The sequence below is a fragment of the Chitinophaga filiformis genome, assembly GCF_021646545.1.
Taxonomy (GTDB): Bacteria; Bacteroidota; Bacteroidia; order Chitinophagales; family Chitinophagaceae; genus Chitinophaga; species Chitinophaga filiformis_A.
The window spans coordinates 46,185-63,621 of the sequence record NZ_JAKIRP010000023.1 but is presented as its reverse complement, the minus strand read 5'-3'; the positions used below and the strand labels follow the sequence as shown (position 1 = coordinate 63,621).

The 17,437-nt window shown below is 47.2% G+C and carries 16 protein-coding genes; 5 read left to right on the top strand and 11 right to left on the bottom strand.

Annotated elements, in window-relative coordinates:
• Window positions 1-85 precede the first annotated feature (85 nt).
• From accD to L3C95_RS32725, 4 genes are all read left to right on the top strand, one after another.
• The gene (accD, locus tag L3C95_RS32740; RefSeq protein WP_236394815.1) at window positions 86-934 is read left to right on the top strand and encodes an acetyl-CoA carboxylase, carboxyltransferase subunit beta; all 849 of its coding nucleotides are present in this window, start codon (window positions 86-88) and stop codon (window positions 932-934) included.
• Window positions 935-1,044: 110 nt separating this feature from the next.
• The gene (gene smpB / locus L3C95_RS32735) at window positions 1,045-1,485 is read left to right on the top strand and encodes an SsrA-binding protein SmpB (protein ID WP_236394816.1); all 441 of its coding nucleotides are present in this window, start codon (window positions 1,045-1,047) and stop codon (window positions 1,483-1,485) included.
• Between the two features lie 20 nt (window positions 1,486-1,505).
• On the top strand, window positions 1,506-2,642 hold the full coding sequence (locus L3C95_RS32730) for a hypothetical protein (protein WP_236394818.1): 1,137 nt from the start codon (window positions 1,506-1,508) through the stop codon (window positions 2,640-2,642).
• Window positions 2,643-3,174: 532 nt separating this feature from the next.
• Window positions 3,175-3,669, top strand: a complete 495-nt coding sequence (locus tag L3C95_RS32725; RefSeq protein ID WP_236394820.1) for a hypothetical protein — start codon at window positions 3,175-3,177, stop codon at window positions 3,667-3,669.
• An 11-nt stretch (window positions 3,670-3,680) separates the two neighbouring features.
• Here L3C95_RS32725 and L3C95_RS32720 read toward each other — a convergent pair whose 3' ends face one another.
• Window positions 3,681-4,322, bottom strand: a complete 642-nt coding sequence (locus L3C95_RS32720; protein ID WP_236394822.1) for an START domain-containing protein — start codon at window positions 4,320-4,322, stop codon at window positions 3,681-3,683.
• A 183-nt stretch (window positions 4,323-4,505) separates the two neighbouring features.
• On the opposite strand from L3C95_RS32720, the gene L3C95_RS32715 reads away from it, so the two are divergent.
• Window positions 4,506-6,917 carry an ABC transporter permease gene (locus tag L3C95_RS32715; RefSeq protein ID WP_236394824.1) on the top strand — a complete coding sequence of 804 codons (2,412 nt, stop codon included), beginning with the start codon at window positions 4,506-4,508 and terminating at the stop codon, window positions 6,915-6,917.
• Here the strand turns inward: L3C95_RS32715 and L3C95_RS32710 are convergent.
• From L3C95_RS32710 to L3C95_RS32665, 10 genes are all read right to left on the bottom strand, one after another.
• On the bottom strand, window positions 6,914-7,312 hold the full coding sequence (locus L3C95_RS32710; RefSeq protein WP_236394826.1) for a hypothetical protein: 399 nt from the start codon (window positions 7,310-7,312) through the stop codon (window positions 6,914-6,916). The genes L3C95_RS32715 and L3C95_RS32710 overlap by 4 nt on opposite strands.
• A gap of 67 nt (window positions 7,313-7,379) precedes the next feature.
• Window positions 7,380-8,408, bottom strand: a complete 1,029-nt coding sequence (locus L3C95_RS32705; protein WP_236394828.1) for an LLM class flavin-dependent oxidoreductase — start codon at window positions 8,406-8,408, stop codon at window positions 7,380-7,382.
• Window positions 8,409-8,448: 40 nt separating this feature from the next.
• Complete coding sequence (locus L3C95_RS32700; protein ID WP_236394830.1) at window positions 8,449-9,003, bottom strand: YceI family protein; 555 nt, start codon at window positions 9,001-9,003, stop codon at window positions 8,449-8,451.
• Window positions 9,004-9,199: 196 nt separating this feature from the next.
• Window positions 9,200-9,652 (bottom strand): ribonuclease HI, encoded by a 453-nt coding sequence (rnhA, locus tag L3C95_RS32695; protein WP_236394832.1) that lies wholly within the window; start codon window positions 9,650-9,652, stop codon window positions 9,200-9,202.
• A 33-nt stretch (window positions 9,653-9,685) separates the two neighbouring features.
• Window positions 9,686-11,323, bottom strand: a complete 1,638-nt coding sequence (locus L3C95_RS32690) for an acyl-CoA carboxylase subunit beta (protein ID WP_236394834.1) — start codon at window positions 11,321-11,323, stop codon at window positions 9,686-9,688.
• Between the two features lie 272 nt (window positions 11,324-11,595).
• Window positions 11,596-12,291, bottom strand: a complete 696-nt coding sequence (locus L3C95_RS35175; RefSeq protein WP_236394836.1) for a C40 family peptidase — start codon at window positions 12,289-12,291, stop codon at window positions 11,596-11,598.
• Between the two features lie 12 nt (window positions 12,292-12,303).
• Window positions 12,304-13,485: a CapA family protein gene (locus tag L3C95_RS32680; RefSeq protein ID WP_236394838.1), complete on the bottom strand. Its 1,182-nt coding sequence runs from the start codon at window positions 13,483-13,485 to the stop codon at window positions 12,304-12,306.
• Between the two features lie 228 nt (window positions 13,486-13,713).
• On the bottom strand, window positions 13,714-15,555 hold the full coding sequence (locus L3C95_RS32675) for a glycoside hydrolase family 76 protein (RefSeq protein ID WP_236394839.1): 1,842 nt from the start codon (window positions 15,553-15,555) through the stop codon (window positions 13,714-13,716).
• Window positions 15,556-15,916: 361 nt separating this feature from the next.
• Window positions 15,917-16,852, bottom strand: a complete 936-nt coding sequence (locus L3C95_RS32670; protein WP_236394842.1) for a bifunctional helix-turn-helix transcriptional regulator/GNAT family N-acetyltransferase — start codon at window positions 16,850-16,852, stop codon at window positions 15,917-15,919.
• 109 nt (window positions 16,853-16,961) lie between these two features.
• Window positions 16,962-17,435 carry a c-type cytochrome gene (locus L3C95_RS32665; RefSeq protein ID WP_236394844.1) on the bottom strand — a complete coding sequence of 158 codons (474 nt, stop codon included), beginning with the start codon at window positions 17,433-17,435 and terminating at the stop codon, window positions 16,962-16,964.
• Window positions 17,436-17,437: the final 2 nt, after the last annotated feature.

Here is a 17,437-nt window from a genome sequence, read left to right as displayed (position 1 = left end):
TTAAGTATAAATCTCGGGGTAGAATACTTTGGAAGTTAATATAATTTGTATCTTGCACAACTATTTTGTAACCTAATAGCACAATATGTCAAGCTGGTTTAAGCGCATTAAACAAGGCATTCAAACGTCTACAAGTGAAAAGAAAGAGGCGCCGGATGGGTTGTGGCACAAATGTCCTAACTGCAAAAAAACCTCTACAGTAAAGGATCTGAAGGAGCACTATTATGTATGCGACAAGTGTAATTACCACAATCGCATTAATTCGGCTGAGTATTTCGAAATACTATTTGACAATAATCAGTTCGAAGAGCTTTTTGAAAACATCTATCCGAAAGACTTTCTCGGATTTAAAGACCTCAAGCCTTATGGTGCGAGACTGGTAGATGCACAGAAGAAGTCAGGACTGAAAGATGCGATGCGGGTAGGTGCAGGTAAGGTACAGGGTAACGACCTGGTGATCGCCTGTATGGACTTCGCCTTCATTGGTGGATCCATGGGTTCCGTAGTAGGTGAAAAAATCGCCCGTTCTATCGATCATTGTATCGCAAACAAAATGCCGTTGATGATCATCTCCAAATCAGGAGGCGCCCGTATGATGGAAAGCGCTTTTTCCCTGATGCAGATGGCAAAAACGTCCGCAAAACTGACACAGCTGGCAGAAGCAAAGCTGCCTTATATTTCCCTGATGACAGACCCTACCACCGGTGGTGTGACGGCGTCTTTCGCAATGCTGGGCGACCTGAATGTTGCAGAGCCTAAAGCACTGATCGGTTTTGCCGGTCCGCGTGTTATCAAGGAAACAATTAAAAAAGACCTGCCTGAAGGTTTCCAGAGTGCAGAATTCCTGCTGGAACATGGCTTCCTGGACCTGATCATCGACCGTAAGGAGATGAAACAACGTCTGGCAGTGTTATTGGAATTATTTAAACACTAAGCACCAAAACTGAAGAAATCAGGAAATTAGGAATTAAGGATTGGAATTGGGGCAGCGCTTCCGGATTTCAATTTTTAATTCCTAATTTTTAGCTCCTAACTAATAAGAAGATGGCAGCAGAACTCAAGAACAGATCGGCATATTTCGAGTACGCAATAGAGGATAAGTATATTGCCGGCATGGTGTTGACAGGCACAGAGATCAAGTCCATCCGTGGAAGCAGGGTAAGCTTCAACGATTCATTCTGCTATTTCTCAAAAGGAGAATTGTTTGTTAAAAGCCTGCATATCGCCGAGTATTCACACGGCACTTATGCTAATCATGATCCCCTGCGTGAACGCAAGTTACTGCTGACCAAGCGGGAACTGCGGAAACTTGAGAATAAGATAAAAGAACGCGGCTATAGCATTATCCCGCTTCGCATTTTTATTACCGACAAAAGCCTCGCAAAGATCGAGATCGGCCTCGGTAAAGGTAAAAAGCTGCATGATAAACGTGAAAGCATTAAACAGCGTGAAACGGACAGGGAGATCAGAAGGTTCCTGAAATAAGAAAATTTATATTCGAGCATATGCAAAACCGTTTCTGGTGGCTCATAGCCCCTATCCTATTGATCCTGTCCTGTAAATCGGGTGAAAAACTCTACAACAAAGGCCGCTACGATGAAGCGGTAATGTCGTTCGTAAAAAAATTACAGAAAAGACCTGAACACACTGTCTCACTACAACTACTTCCTCAGGCCTATTCACAGGCCCAACGTTCCCACGAAGATAAAGTCAATGGCTACATGGTCTCCAACGACCCTTTGAAATGGGAATACATCCGCTCGGAATACCGTGCGCTCCAGCGTCTGTACGATGGCATCCATGCCTCTCCTGCAGCCCTGGCCATTGTAAAACCGAAAGATTATCGGAATGCCATTACCGGCGCCCAGGAAAATGCGGCCCAGGTAAGGTATGACAGAGGCGTCTCCCTGCTTGAACAGGGCGATAAAGCCGCCGCCAGACAAGCCTTTGATGAATTCCAGGCCGCCCTGAACCTGATCCCTAACTACCGCAATTCGGCGCAGCTCATGGACGAATCTTACCAGAGAGGCCTTGTGAATGTGGTAGTGAGACACGTAGACGTGCGCTCTCCCTACTATCAGTTCAGCGCCGACCAGTTCCGGGATGTACTGATCCGTAACCTGCAACAGCGGAACATCAACCGGTTTGTGAAATTTACGGACGAGCGCATCGCCCGGAACAATAAAATACAACCCGACCAGTTCCTGGAAATGAGTTTCAACGATTTCGTAGTAGGACAAACCTACGTAGACCGCTCAGAAAGAGAAGTGTCCAAACAGATCGTCGTGGCAACTGTAAAAGACAGCACTGGTAAAGCTACTATCAATCGCTATGGCACCGTAAAAGCCAAAGTGTACGTTGTAAAGGCGACCGTTGTATCCAAAGGCCTGCTGGACTATCAGCTGATCGATGTGGCGACTAACAATATCATCCGTACCGACAGACTCCCGGGCAGCTACACCTGGCTGAATCAATACGGGTATTTTAAAGGTGACGAACGTGCGCTGAGCGATGAGGACAAGGCGCTGATGGTTGGAGAAGACGTAGCTCCACCTCCTCCGCAGGAATTGTTCCTGCAGTTCACCAGACCGATCTATGATCAGCTGACACGTGATATGCAGAATATCTACAACAATATGTAAGGAGAGATCCCAGGTGTAATCTCAGTAGAGATGCAACCGCGGAACGGAACATCATTCTATAAACAATAGGCTCGCCGCGGCGGGCCTATTGTTTATAACGCGGGGTGAAACCCCGTCAACCGCGAGGAACCACTGCCCCGGGAAAACCACGGGAAACCAGGCCCACCCGGCGCCCCCCCACAACCATCGCCATCAACAAAACACAATAGGACTCCGTCAGGAGTCCAGTGTTTGTAGCGCGGGGTGAAACCACGGGGAAACCACGGGAAACCGCGTCCCGCCGGGAAACCCCGGGAAACCGCGTCCCCCGAAAACCACGGGAAAGCCACGCCCCACGGAACCCCGGCGACCAACGCCCCGCGGCAACCATCGCCATCAACAAAACACAATAGGACTCCGTCAGGAGTCCAGTGTTTGTAGCGCGGGGTGAAACCCCAGGGATATAAATAATAAATTAATATGTATATTTGCAAACGCAAACAGGTCTGCATCAGCCTGTTACCACAACAACAATATAGCAAACCATAGATCAATGAAAAAACTCGCATTGTTCCTGCTTGCGGCAAGCACTTTTGCCAGCGCATGCAGAAAAGACGGGCAAGTGGAAAAGGAAAATGAAGTCAGACCAACAGGCGGGGAATTTACGATAGAAGGGAAATCTTACCTGTCCGACTATACTTACTGGACAGGTAATGACGGATTAGTACTCACCAATGTTCCGCAAGCTCCCACATATATTCAAAACGCTGTACAGATCTTCGTTGACAGCCTTTATTTCTCTCATAAGTATACGTACCTGGATCGTAATGACGCTGCTTACGATAAAAGAAAGCATTTTTCCAATGCGGTAGTAAAGTATACGCCCAGCGGCATATATGGTAATGGATTTGAGATTACGGGTGTAACAGCAGGCACTATGAATGTCAGCAATAACGGAGAAACCTTCACAATAGATTTCGACATCACCGTAGCTGGCCGACAAATGCAGGGCACTTATGTAGGGAAAGTTGCAGGGAAGAAATTTTAATCAGGTAACCGTCAGTTCTTTATAAAGGCATACTGCACTTTCTTGTACTGCGGTTTGTTGATCTGGGTTTTCAGTTTCCTGAAAGACTCCATCGGGCCTTTGGTGGCAAACAGGTTCACCAGCCAGGCAGGAATGCTTCCACCAGGATCAGCCTCCAATGTATACTCAATATTCACTGTATTGTTCTCTCCGGGCGCAATGATCCATTTTCCGGAAGAACGTGTTACACGTACAATACCGCTTTTCTCCGGCATATAGTCCGGTACTACAGGACCGTCAATAGTCACTATTTTGGTACGTGGGTCCTGCTTCGCCGTCAGATGACAAACGAAATCCCTGTTACTTAGCGGCCAGGGCAGTCCAACTTCGGAATAGTAGTAAACCTCAGCGGGAGATACCTGTTTCAGTAAAGTGCTCGATTTAGTGCTGTACAGCCATTCAGTGGCCGTATTCACATCCATAATCACCGCTACAAACTGGGACAAAGTAGCTGGTAAAGAACACTTTACCCTGATGCCCTTGTAATTAGAGTTTTCTATAGTCTTGGTATAGATGGCGATGCCATCTTTGTTACTCTTTAATGTCCAGGTTTCCTGTCCAAAACTCACCAGGCTGAAAAGCAGGGCCAGGCTAACGATCGATAAATGTTTCATGTTCATCTATAGGTTGAAATCCGTCACAAAACTACCGAACTACGGCGAACTTTTTTAAAAGTGGACAGATATTGTATTAAAAACGGACATTTTGGTCCTTACCCCTATAAATACTTTACTGATTATTAACGCATTAACAATCCGGCACTTACTTGGATGATACTTAGTATATTTCATCATTGTATGTTAAAGAGTTATCTTAAAATAGCCTTACGCAACCTGTGGAAGAATAAGATCTTCACCACCATCAACATAGCCGGTCTCGCACTGGGAATGGCCTGCGCCCTGCTCATCATATTTCATGTAAAACAGGAACTGAGTTATGACGAGGGGTACTCCAAAGCCGACCGCATCTTCCGTGTCACCTTACAGGGTAAGGGAGAAGGCGCCCGTCACTGGGCTGCCACCTCTTTTCCTACCGGTCCTGCCCTGCAGGAAGAATTTCCTGAAGTGGTTAATATCGTACGCTTTCACCGGCCCTACCCGCTCCAGGTGTTCAGTTACACTGCTCCCAATGGCGTTATAAACAAGTTTGAGGAGAAAAACGGCTTCTTCGCCGATCCAACTGTAACGGACGTATTTGACCTGGATTTTGTGGCCGGAGATAAGGCTACGGCACTGCAGGGGCCTGATAACATTGTTATTACAGAGAAAATGGCACAGCGGTACTTCGGCGACACCGATCCTGTTGGCAAAGTACTGCGCGATGATGTGAACAACGCTCCCTTAAAGGTAACAGGCGTCATCCGCGAGCATACTTACCCATCCCACCTGCAGTTTGATTACCTGCTGTCGATGGCTACCATTCGCCATCATCAGAACGATCAGTCGCTGGCTAACAGGACCTGGAATGGCTTTTACACCTATGTAGTGCTGGACAAAGCCGCTTCCTTTGAAAAGGTAAGATCGCGCCTCAATGATCTTACCGTAAAATTTTTTCTGCCAACGGGTGAAACACGTGAAGAGATATTGGCAGACAGGGAGATCGGTCTGCAACCCATCACCGACATCCACCTCCACTCCAAGCTGGAGAAGGAAATGGCGCCTAACAGTGACATTACCTATGTCAGGATCTTTTCCCTGGCAGCCTTATTCATACTACTCATAGCTGCAGTCAATTTTATCAACCTCTATACCGCGCAAGCCTTCGGCAGGATGAAGGAAATAGGTATGCGCAAAGTAGTAGGCGCTACACGGCAACAGGTGATCATACAGATCCTGGCAGAATCGTTAATAACCTCGCTGGCCGCCAGTGTATTGGCTTTGATCCTGTTCAAAGCAGCGATCCCTTTCTACAACGTAATAGCATCCCGCTCACTTTACGCCGGTGAACTTTTCACCTTTTCGAATCTCGGCATCATTGCATTACTGATCATCTTTATCGGTTTGCTGGCCGGAAGCTATCCTGCGTGGAGTGTGGCGCGCTTCCATCCTGTTACAGCACTGAAAGGCAAGGGTACGCCGGGATCTTCTGTGAATGCGATCAGGAAAGGACTGGTGATTTTTCAGTTTGTAGTATCCGTGTTTATGATCATCAGTACGATCGTGATCTACCGGCAGATCAGATTTTTCCATGACAAGGACCTTGGGTTCGACCGCACTCAACTTGCGGCTGTCACTATCTACGGACCTATGTGGCAACGCTTCGGTTCACTGATCAATGACATTAATCAAAGCCCTGATATAGCCGATTTCTCTATAGTTTCCACACTTCCCGGCGACCGGTTCAGTTCACAGCCTTTCATGCCTTTGTCTTCAGATCCCAAACAGGAATTTGACAACAGCCGCATCATGTGGTCGGACGAACGGCTTCTACCGACGCTGCAGATCCCTTTGCTGGAAGGCAGGAACTTTCTCAACCAGATGCCGGCAGTAAAGCACAAAGAGTATATCATCAATGAATCAGCAGTGAAGGCTTATCACCTGACATCGCCCATCGGTGAGCGTTTCGTGCTCGATGGCGATACCGGCACTGTGGTAGGTGTAGTGAAGAATTTCAACTTCGCATCCCTGCATACGCCTGTAGATCCGCTGGTGATCAAATATGACCCTTATCGCGCCAATTATCTGCTGTTGAAAATAAGGCCCGGACGTATACAGCCCGCCCTTGCTTTCATGGAGAAGAAAATAAAGACGCTGACACCAACCGGTACATTCACGTATACCTTCATTGACGATAAACTTAACCGGCTCTATGCATCTGAGAATCAGATGAGCACTATATTCAAAGCCTTCGCGGCCTTTGCAATATTTATATCCTGTATGGGCCTGTTCGGATTATCGGCTTATGCCGCACAATTGCGCATCAAAGAAGTGAGCATAAGGAAAGTACTGGGTGCGTCGTCTTCCTATATCGCATTATTGCTTTCGAGGGATTTTGTAAAACTGGTATTCATCGCTATTCTTTTGTCCTGCCCTATAGCCTGGTGGGCCATGGATAAATGGCTCAATAATTTTGCTTACCGCATTCCGATCAGTGGCTGGATGTTTGTACTGGCAGGTGTATTTGCGTTGGTGGTGGCAGTACTGACGGTAAGCTATCAGGCGCTGAAAATAGCGCTGACAAATCCGGTGAAGTATTTAAAAGCGGATTAAGGAGTGGAGTTGGATTCTTCCTGCAGCAACCACTTCAAATATCGCTTAAGTGACCTGAAATTGAGGATCGTAAACAGGAGCAATAGCCCAAGCGAGAGGAATTCAAGCCGGTATTCTATTCCGAAAAAGATATTTGTTGAGAAAACCGTGCGCGTAGATGTGAAGACAATCCAACCGAAAAGCCCGGCCACCAATACGGCCAGTGTAATCAGTTTCCCTATCCGGGGATTAAAGCGCATTATAACTATGCTTGACAGCACAGCGCCGATACCGATGTAGAATTTACTGTCGTTATTCACTACATAATTCGTTGTGTTAATCAGATACAACGTGTAAAGCTGTACCACCAAAAGGATTAACGGGATAACATAATCAAGGAATTTTCCTGGTTTCATCAGGTTCAGGGTATTTCAACTAATATACTAATACTTTCCCTAAATCTGATGAACCAGGAATCATTTATTATTTGGCATTTACCAATGACTTCAGCTTCTTTCCTATCAACTCAATAGCATTCATCAATTTCTCATGCGATACTTCCGCAGAGTCCATCTGAAAAGTAAGCCTGGATATGCCTCCCAGCGCATTGGCATGACGCAATACCTTTTCCGCGATCTCTTCCACTCCGCCTACCAGCAAGGCGCCTGTGGGACCCATCTGGCTCATAAAACGTTCTTTCGTCATCGGAGGCCAGCCACGTTCCTTTCCCACTTTCGTCATGCTGGCAGCATAGCCTGGATAGAAATCTTCTATTGCCTGTTCAGTCGTCTCAGCCAGATATCCCAGGGAGTGCAGACCTACAGTCAGCTTTTCAGGCGCGTGTCCTGCCCTTCGTCCTGCTTCCCGATAGAGATCTATTAGCGGACGGAAACGGTGTGTTTCCCCGCCGATGATCGCTACCATCAATGGTAATCCCAGTGCTCCTGCACGTACGAACGATTGCGGTGTTCCTCCCACGCCCAGCCAGATCGGCAATTGTTCCTGTATTGGTCTTGGGTAAACCGGCTGGTTCTTTAATGCAGGCCTGAATTTACCTGACCAGGTCACATATTCATTGTCTCTTATTTCCAGTAAGAGTTCCAGTTTCTCCGCGAAGAGATCATCATAATCATCCAGGTTGTAACCGAACAAGGGGAAAGCATCTGTAAATGAGCCTCTGCCTACCACCATTTCCGCACGGCCACCGGAAATTAAGTCCAATGTAGCGAAGTTCTGAAATGCCCTGACCGGGTCTATTGCGCTTAATACCGTCACTGCGCTGGCCAGCTTTATCCGCTTTGTACGGGAAGCGGCCGCCGCCAGTATATGTGTAGGCGCTGCGTCCAGGAAGCCTTTCCGGTGATGCTCACCAATACCAAATACATCCAGGCCCGACTTGTCCGCGTGTTCCATTCTTTCCAGCAACTGGAACATCGCGTCCTTGTCACTCAATGCTGCCGCCGCGTTGTCGGTAAACCGGGCTGCAAAACTGTCTATTCCTATTTCTATCATATCTTTTATCAGAGAAAATTCTATTTAGCTGTTCCTGGTATTACTGCGCCACTGCAACCAATACAGGTTCAGTCACCTTTACCAGCTGGATCTCCATATGCAGTTTCACCTCATCACTCAACACAATACTGCCTGCTTCTGTAGCTGCATTCCAGCGTAGACCATAATCAGCGCGGTGCAGGCGTCCCTTGATGGAAAAGCCTTCTTTCTCCTGGCCATAAGGATCTGTCACAACACCATTACGCACTACCTCCAGTTCAATTGCATGTGTATGCCCTTTGATGGTAAGGTCTCCCACCACCTTATAATCTTCCTCAGTAATCTTTTTGATCTTTTTAGATACGAAAGTGATCTTCGGATGATGCGCTGTGTCGAAGAAATCGCTGCCTCTTAAATGCTCATCCCTTTGTTTATTCAGGGTGCTGATACTGTCTGTAGCTGCTTCAAAAGTAATGCTTGCATCGTGGAAATCCTCGCTGTCGGTCTCTATACTTCCGGTGAACTGTGTAAAATAGCCACTCACGTTAGTGATCATCAGGTGCTTTACTTTGAATCCAATTTCGCTGTGTGATTCATCAATCTTCCAGTGTGTCATAACTTAGTCGTTTAAGGCATTGATTTAATACCCTAAAAGTAAGCAGCGATATGCTTTCAGTGGTTGCACAGAATTTTGTTATTGGTGGACTAATTTCGACAAATCATTAAATAAATGTTAAAGAGAAACGCAAAAAGGGCCATTCGCAATAGCGAACAGCCCTTCAATATCTATAAACGTTTATGATCAGATAACACTATCCTTCAAAACCAACATCTTCCAGCCAGTTACCACTATCTGCGGCCTGCGTGGCCAGTTCATCACAACGGTTGTTCATGGGATTTGTAGAGTGTCCTTTTACCCATTGAAACTTCACCTGATGTTTCTTGAAAGCAGGAATGAAACGTTGCCAGAGATCCTTGTTCTTCTTGTCTTTAAAACCGGTCTTCACCCAGCTCCATAACCAGCCTTTCTCAATACTGTTGACCACATACTGGCTGTCTGTGAAGATCTTCACCTGCAGTCCATCTTTTTTCAGGGCTTCCAGGGCCACGATCACGGCCATGAGCTCCATCCTGTTGTTGGTGGTGAGACGGTATCCTTGTGATAATTCCTTGCGGACGCTGTTCCACATCAGGATAACGCCGTAGCCACCAGGGCCAGGGTTACCACGGGAGGAACCGTCCGTGTAAATAATAACTTCCGACATAGCGGGCAAAGATAAGGATTAAGCGCTATGCTTTTACACCTGGAAAACGCCTAAGCTGAACGTATCTTCCACAGGTGCATTATTGGCCGCTGCAATGCTTTCGGAAAGTATGTTACGTGTATCCAGCGGATCTATGATCTCATCTACCCACATACGTGCCGCTGCATAATAAGGAGTGGTCTGGCTGTTATAGCGTGCTGTGATCTCGTTGAGCAGGCTTTTCTCCTGTTCCGGGGTGATCTCCTCACCTTTCGCCTTCAGGGAAGCCACCTGTATCTGCAACAGGGTCTTTGCGGCCTGCTCGCCGCCCATTACCGCGATCTTAGCGTTAGGCCATGCAAATATGAACCTGGGATCGTAAGCCTTACCACACATGGCGTAGTTGCCCGCGCCATAGGAATTGCCCACTATTACAGTGAATTTGGGCACAACGGAATTAGCTACTGCATTCACCAGTTTGGCCCCGTCTTTAATGATGCCGGCATGTTCGCTGCGACTGCCTACCATAAAACCGGTCACATCCTGCAGGAACACCAGCGGTATCTTCTTCTGGTTACAGTTCATGATAAAACGGGCGGCTTTATCAGCGCTGTCGTTATAGATCACGCCTCCCATCTGCATTTCCCCCTTTTTACTTTTGACCATCTTACGCTGGTTGGCCACGATGCCCACTGCCCAGCCATCAATACGGGCATAGCCGCAGAGGATCGTCTTGCCGTAATCTTCCTTATACTGGTCAAACTCCGAGCGGTCTACCAGCCGGTGGATGATCTCCAGCATATCATACGGACGGGTACTGTCTTCAGGGATCATACTGTATAATTCTGCCGGGTCCTTCTCTGGCAGCGCTGGAGTAGCACGGTTGAAGCCTGCACTGGCAGGTTCGCCTATCTTACTGACGATCTTTTTGATATGATCCAGGCATTCCTCATCCGTATCAAATTTGTAGTCGGCAATACCGGAGATCTCGGTATGGGTCACGGCGCCTCCAAGGGTTTCGGCATCAACGGTCTCTCCGATAGCCGCCTTCACCAGGTAAGGGCCTGCCAGGAAAATAGAGCCATTGCCTTCCACCATCAGCACTTCATCGCTCATAATAGGCAGATAAGCGCCGCCGGCCACACAGCTGCCCATTACAGCGGCGATCTGGGTGATGCCCATAGCGCTCATGCGTGCATTGTTGCGGAAAATACGGCCGAAATGCTCTTTGTCGGGGAATATTTCATCCTGCATAGGCAGGTATACGCCGGCACTGTCTACCAGGTAAATGACCGGCAACCTGTTTTCCATCGCGATCTCCTGGAGGCGCAGGTTCTTCTTTCCCGTCATAGGAAACCAGGCGCCTGCTTTTACCGTCATATCATTTGCCACGATCATACACTGACGGCCGCTGATATAACCGATGCCACCTACGGTGCCGGCTGCAGGACAACCGCCATGTTCGGGGTACATTTCATAGGCCGCAAAGGCGCCTATTTCGTTAAATGGAGTGTCTTTGTCCAGAAGGTAGGCAATACGTTCACGCGGGGTTAATTTGCCTTTCTGGCGGACTTTTTCGAGGTTCTTTTTGCCTCCTCCCTGTTCTATGACGGAGAGGCGTTGTTTTAGCGCGCTGAGAGATCTGCGCATCGCATCTTCGTTCCGGTTCATGTCCAGTTGCTGTGCATCCATATGATTGTTTTTGGTTCACGACCTTTTATTGGCCGTGACTAAAAATAAGGAAAAACAGCATGTCATCTGCACATCCGGCAGCCGGGTAGCGCGTCTTTTGGTAAAATATTTTTCCAGCCATCGCCCTCCGGACGAAAGAAAAAATGAAACGGCCTTTTTCCCTGTGCCAGATCAGCATCAGATATATCCAATATCAGACTACCACAGGTACGCGAGATCTCACCTGTGTTTATTGCGGGATATTGATATTTTTAAGAGAATGTGATTACAGCTTAATAATCGCTCGAATTACCCTCCTGCGCCGGTGGTACGACCATGTTGGTAGAATCTACCTGGATCACTCTGCGGGCGGCGATAAAGCGTTTCTTGTAATACTCGCTGTTGGTGATATCGACAATATTCACCCCCTGGTTGCTGGAATGGATCATCAGCACCTTACCGTTGTCTACTTTATAGACACAGCCTACATGTGCGATCCTTTTCACTTTGGATTTGGTGCTTCTTCTGCCGGCAAAGAACAGCAGATCGCCGGGACTCCAGTCGGAGGGGGTAATGATATTACCCAGTGAGCTCATATCGGCCGCAGTACGGGGCAGGGTCATACCGATAACGGAGAACCCGAACTTCATCAATCCACTGCAATCAAAGGCGAAAGGCCCGATAGCGCCGCGGATATATGGTTTGCCCAACTCGGCCTCCAGGACAGCAAGCAGCTGCTTGATATTGGTTTTAAGACCGGAAGTATCGTATGTATTGAGGGTGATGTCGGAATTAGGAAAATATAAACTATCAGGCAGCGGCGGTGGCGTCACCACTTTCTTATGAGCAACAGGCTTGCGGACGGTTGCTTTTTTATGATAGGCAGTATGTTTCTTTACTGGTACGTGTTTAACTGGTTTCTTCTTTACTTGTGCGCCTGCTGTGGCGATGCTGGCAATGGATATGATTATCGGCAATAACTTCTTCACAGTAACAAGGTTTTAATCAAATGTCCCCGCCTCCACCTCCGAGTATTTGAAGTCCTCAACAGATAAGGTACGGATCATTTTGAAAGCTCTCAATGTTGTATCCGGTTTAGGTATGCCTTCCCCCTCTTGCAGGAAAGAAAACACTTTATGCTCCACCAGGTTTCCCTCACTGGTGATTTTTACCTGCAGCAAAGGTGCAATATTATTGGGATATTTTAAATTGAATTGATGATAAGTTGCAAAATTTCCTAAGCTGTAAGCAATTAATTTTCCTTTGTATGTCTCCATACCCCTTACCACATGGGGACCGGAGCCGATTACGAGGTCTGCTCCCTCCTGAATACACATATGTGAAAAATGTCTTACATCTCCCCTGTTCTGTCCGTAGAAGAACTCCCTGCCTTTAGGCGTGTGCATGCGGGCTGAGCCTTCCGCGCCACCATGGAAGAATACCACCAGCAGCTGGCAGAGGGGACGTACCTCAGCAATAGTTGCCCTTACGAGGGAGTCGTCGTTCATGTCCAGGCAATTGCTGTGAGGAGCGAAGGATACGAAACCTATCCTGGTATTCCTGACGGTCAGGGTATCAAAACGGCGCTGCGGCACACCACTCGTCTTAATATTGTTACTATCCAGGAATGCCAGGGTATGTTTCACTCCCGCCATACCAAAATCGAAAGAGTGGTTATTGGCCATGTTCAGGTATTCAAAACCGGCCTCCTTGTACCAAATGGCACACTTATAGGGCGTGCGGAACGCGAAGCACTGGCTGGGATTGGGGCCACAGTTCTTGTACACTTTAGCACTATCGGAGACTGCGCTTTCCAGGTTGCCGATACGCAGGTCTGTCTGCTGTAAAAGCGGCATCGCGTGTTGGAGAATATTCCCTTCTTCTGCCGGCGGCAGAAAAAAAGCGGAAGGATAGGAAGAACCTACCATCATATCTCCCACTATAGAAAAACTGATCGTATCAGGTAAAGTATCGGTATTGTTACGGGAAGCGAAAACTTTATTGCCCGCCAGCGAATATCCATTTGTTGCCCCTATGCCTCCTGTATCAACCAGCTGTTGGAAAACATTCTGCTTAAACCATGGCACATCCCTCCTGTTTCCTGACAACATGTACGCCATTGAAAAGAATATGACAACATTGAAAGAAAATAAATAAATGCTCTTTTTGGCACGCTTCGGCATACAGTAGATAATATATTAAAATTGAAATTCAGTCGCTTAATAAACAATAATGTTGTCCAAGGGGAACAATAAGATATTCAGAACATCCTCTTTATGCATTCACGAACCGTCCCTTAGGGGTTTACGGCAGCAAATATATATTAATCCTCTTGTAATTTACAATAAGCATGCCGGTCCCTGATCATCGGAACCGGCATGCAATTGAATAGATGATTCTGTTACAAGCAGTTATTTCACAAAAGAAAGTGTGATCTTTTTTCCGTTTTTCACTATCGTGATCCAGTATACACCCGACGATAAACCAGATACGTTAATACTGTTACCTGTCAACCGGTTTCTCATCCTCATCCTGCCGCTGAGATCCGTTACCGTTATATCTGCACCATTAAGATCATCCTGTGTCTTTACATACAGCGTGTTGCCTGCAGGGTTAGGATATAATATCAATCCTTTGATCGTGGTTTTTTCTGCAGGAGCCATCTGTGCCAGCGTTGATGCGACAGGCGCAGCACCTGTTGCAATGATCCGCAAAGAGCTTGTCAGGTCATTGAAATTCTGGCTCACCAGGCAGCTGAGATCTGTGGAAGTAGTCACAGAAGTGCCAGCGAAATTGTCGTGCTCATATAGTATTACCTGGTAACCACTGCTCACTTTTAGAGAAGATATCGCATCATTCGATATACCCCTTGCCTGTAACTGTGTCACGGTATAATCGCCCGCCTCCAGACTTATCACATCACCAGTATAGTTACAGTCTTTAAAGAAACTGGCGCCGGCTGTATAGTTGATAATCAGCGAAGAAACACTGTCATTCCAGGCGCCGCCGATCCATGCACTGTTGCCGGAAACAGTCAGGCTTTCCCCCTGGTAATTGTCATTCTTAAACAGCCTTACCTGGTAACCTGCAGGAATGGCAAAACCAGTAATATCATTATTGAGGATGCCTTTTGCTACCAGTGCAGCAGTATTATAACTACCTACATTCAATCCCCAGTAACTGCCACCATAATTAATATCCTTGTAGAAGAATGATTGATCCAAAGTAGCAGCTGCCTCTATAACTTTTACGCCACTCAGTTGCGTAGCGTAATCTGTGCTGCCGGATGGCTGCTGCGACCATACAGTGCCTACCAGGTTGGTAGAAGGATTGATACCACTGGTCTTTAAGGTTTGTGCATTAAAGCGGATAGCTTCCTTGTAACGTGCTCTTGTCTCTGCGGGTATATTCCCTTCGCGGGCCAGCTCAGAAAGATAGCGGATGAAGATCCCTTTAAAAAGACCGCCATCACCACCACCTGTTTCATTGGCAAAGAACATACCGTTGGTACGCCTGCTGTTCATCGCATATTCAGCAGTTTTTACCGCATCATTCAGATAGTTAACATCGCCGGTCACCTTATACAGTTCCCAGCCTGCACCAATGAAAGTGCCGACATTGTAGGAGAAGATCCAATCCTTGTTGGTAACACCGGTATTCAGATTGATATTATCCCATACAGCCCCGGTTACCGGATCTACCAGGTGGGCTTTCATAAAGGTGTAGATGTCTTTTATTAATTGCAGATCTGCTGCGGAGTTGTTGATGCGGTACATCCTTGCTCCCAGGATGATCGCCGGCGCATTAGCGCAGGAGTTCTTACATCCGGCACAACCTTTATTCCAGTCTATAGCGCCATTGCTGTAACCACCTTTAATATCCGTCCACAGTGTACTGGCTACGTTGTAATAATCAGCATCACCTGTTTCATGCCAGGCGCGTAAAGTGGATATACCCAGCCATTCCATGTCGTCGTAGAAATAGTTGATGTAGGTATTACCATTGAAACTCCTGATGCCCAGCAACAATGATTTCATACGTGTCTTATAGGTCTCGGAACGCGTACGCATGTAACCGTCCAGCAGTGCATCCACACCATGCGCGCACCACCAGTAGTTTTCATTAGGCACGCCGAAAGTGTTGTACATGCTGGTTTGTAATGCTTCTGCTGTTGCATTGAAATTGGTAAGCTGACCTGCGCTGCTGAATTGTAAGCACAGCACCAGTACTGCCACCTGTAAAAGTGTTTTCATGTTTAAAATGGTTTTGAATTTTGAAGGATGAGGAATAATGTGAACGTGGTTTTTATAAGTAAACACAGCCTATCTGCCTGCGAAGGCAGTTAATGGTATAGAGACGCCATTGACCTTACGGGTTATGGGCCATAATCGACTGATTGATTGTAAATGGAGGGGAAGAGAGACCTTGCTAATATGTGTGTCTTTACACAAATCATAGCCGTTTTGCATCGCAAAACCGGCATACGGGTTAGCAGATGTTTCATTTAAAGGGTTTTATGTAATGATTACAATGAACCCTGGATAAACTACAGCGTACTAAAAATATTTAAATGTTTTAAATAAAGCAAGGGGTTAACAATAAAAGTCTTTCTTGCTAAATCAGGTCTATTTCATAGCGTTCTTCCGTGAGCTGCAGTCCCCACATTGGCATATGTTTTTCGCCTGACTTACGGAAGCCATTCTTCTTAAACAATGTTGTGGCGGCCACCTGCTGGGCAGTGGTAATGAGATAGATCTTCTGGAACAGCTTTTCTTTCGCAGCATTGATCGCTTCTGTCAGCAGACGCTGTCCGATACCGAGTCCGCGATAATCGGGATGCACCAGGAACCAGCGCATCTGCGTAGCATAACGCGAGTGCCCCAATACAGCGATGGAACCGATGATCTGGTTGCCATGCATGGCCAGGAACACCTGGTCTTTCGAGGAATTATAAGCTTCCAGGAACTCATAGAAGGTCTTGCAGATATGCGTCTCATATTCGAGGTTGTACCCTGCTTCCTTCGCATACAGAGAGCCGTGCATGTGCATGATAAAGCCGGCATCCCCCGGTTGGAGGTCGCGTCTGTAGGTAATATCATCCGCAGAGATCTTAGCGTCGTCAGAGAGGATATGCCTTACCGTTTTCATAGCCCCGGCCAGCGCCAGTTGTTGTTCTGTGCCCAGTGGCTCCAGCAATTGGGATATTTGCTGCGCGGACCCTTCTTCCAGGATCTCGAGCAATTTACGTCCTTTGGGGGTCAGCTGCAGATACCAGGTACGGCCATCCATGGTGGATTTACGCTTGGAAATGAGCTGATTCGTTTCAAAGGTCTTCAGGATGCGGCTGAGATATCCGCCGTCTATACCAAGGGTCGCAATCAGTTTACCTGCAGTGCATTGATCTTCTTCCTCCTTTAACTTTATCAGTACACGTAATGCTGATAATGATAGATTGTTGTCCGCTAAGTGCCTGTTTAACAATTCCGCCAGGCTGTTGTAATAATTATTGAATTCACTAACCTCCCGCACCACTTCTGGATTCACTGACATGTCCCTAAAATTTTCCGCAAATGTTAGAAATCTGTTTGACAAAAGCAATTAAAAAACAGCGGCATTTACCCACACTGGATAAATGCCGCTGTTAAAATATTCACATTCTTTACTTTACGGTTGCACGCACCGCAGTCACTTCTGCTGCGGAAACGGTGCTGGCCTTATTGCCGAAGCTATTCCTGACATAAGACAGTATATCGGCGATCTCCTGGTCTTTCAGGGCCGCCTGTGAAGGCATCGGATTGGAGTAATATTCCCCGTCGATCTCCACGTCTTCGTTTAGTCCGTTCAGTAATATCCCGATCAATCTTGTCTTGTCGCCCAGCACATACTCGGTCTTCACCAACGGCGGATTCATACGGGGTACACCCGTTCCGTTTTCCTGGTGACAGGACATGCAGTACTGTTTATAAAGTACCTTACCTTTTGCTATCTGAGCGCCGGCGCCGGCGGCTTGTTTGGCGGTGGCTCCGGTGGCCTGCTTAGCTGCCGGTTTTGCCGAAGCAGGTTTCTTCACCTGCGCATGCACAGCCAGTGCTCCAACGATCAGTGGCATAACTGCCAGTATCCATTTTCTCATGT